Origin of the sequence: Butyrivibrio sp. (assembly GCF_017433805.1) — a bacterium.
Lineage (GTDB): Bacteria > Bacillota > Clostridia > Lachnospirales > Lachnospiraceae > Butyrivibrio.
This window is the reverse complement of sequence record NZ_JAFRGN010000065.1, coordinates 1-1,531: the sequence shown is the minus strand read 5'-3', so window position 1 is coordinate 1,531 and position 1,531 is coordinate 1. Positions and strand designations below refer to the sequence as shown.

Sequence of the window (1,531 nt, the reverse complement as noted above, 5' to 3'; positions counted from 1 at the left end):
GGCGGTATCGGTAAGACCACCACAGCAACAGCCATGGCTGCAATATTGACAGAGAGAGGGTATAAGACACTACTGATCGACGCAGATGTTCAGTGCAACTCAACTGACACCTATAATGCAGAATATGAAGGTGTCCCAACCTTATATGACGTTATCCTCGAGGAATCAAATCCGGTATCGCTTAACGAAGCAATCCAGCACACAGAGATGGGAGACATCGTTGCCTCAGATCCATTGTTATCTGAAGCAGACTCCAAGCTTTCTCAGAAGGGCGTTAAGGGTCTTAAGAAGCTTCAGGCAGCTATCAAAGGACTTGAAGGTTATGACTACGTCATAATAGATACTCCTCCTGCAGTAAACATGATTCTCAGAAACGTACTCATAGCATCAGACGAGATCATAATTCCTATGACAGCAGGAAGATATTCATTCCAGGGTATAAATGATCTTGCAGAATCAATAAGTGATGCCACAGAGCTTAATCCTAATCTGAAAGTTGCCGGTGTGCTTCTGGTAAACTTCTCAGAGAGAACAAATATATCAAAAGAGACTAAGGAAGCCCTCGAAGTAGTAGCAGAGAGCCTGAATACAAAGCTTTTCAAATCAGTCATAAGAAACTGCGTAAAGGTAGTTGAAGCCCAGTCCAGCAGAATGACACTTATAAAATACGCAAGAAGCTGCACTGCAGAGCGTGACTATGAAGACTTTATGGAAGAGTATCTTAATATTTGAGGGAGGGATGTGAAATGGCAGCTAGCAGATCAAGTAGACCAAAGGCAGATATGTTATCCGGACTCGGAAATATCAATGGAAGAGCAAGAAATTTCATAAAAACTGAGGAAGAAGCCCCAGTAGAAGAAACGCCAAAGACTGAATCCACAGTTAAAAACACTGCAACTCCCGCAAAAAAGAGCAGAGTAGAAGAGAACATAAATCCACCTGTACAAGCCCCAGTTGCAGAACAGGCTCCTGTACAGGCAAAAGCCCCTTCTCCAGCCCCTACACCTGTGCAGCAGAGTGTAGCAGTAGCTCAACCTGCCAAGAAGCCCGGTCGTCCTCGCAAATTTAAAGAAGGAGAGAAAACCGAAGTAATCGGCGTTCGCCTGCTAGATAATGAAGTCCGCTTTCTTGAAGAATACGGCGGAAAATTTGGCGGCAAAACCGGCTACGTAACATACCTAATCCGCGAGGAAATGAAACGTCTTAACGTCGGACAATAAAACAATTCAATCATAAATAATATCTATCACCATTACTGGACTACAGCTCCCAAAGTTGTAGTCCTATTTTTATTCTCTCAATCTTGGTCAATAACTAATTACATACAGTAAATATCAGCATTCATAGAGCTTATATCAATCCTAAATCGCAAGCTACTCTTCTAGTTAAATCATTATCCTAAGTTGATAAACGTCCATAAGATGCCGTTATATTTAAATAGTAAAAATCACATCTGTTACATCAGCATTTTTGGTGATTTGAAATTTATATTAAATACAACAAATACCAGTATTTATTAAAAAACCAATGT

2 protein-coding genes are annotated in these 1,531 nt (G+C 41.0%); both read left to right on the top strand.

What is annotated here, in order from left to right:
* On the top strand, positions 1-732 hold a 732-nt coding region (locus tag IJI01_RS14070; protein ID WP_292191782.1), incomplete at its 5' end, for a ParA family protein.
* Between the two features lie 14 nt (positions 733-746).
* On the top strand, positions 747-1,220 hold the full coding sequence (locus IJI01_RS14065; RefSeq protein ID WP_292191779.1) for a hypothetical protein: 474 nt from the start codon (positions 747-749) through the stop codon (positions 1,218-1,220).
* Positions 1,221-1,531 lie beyond the last annotated feature (311 nt).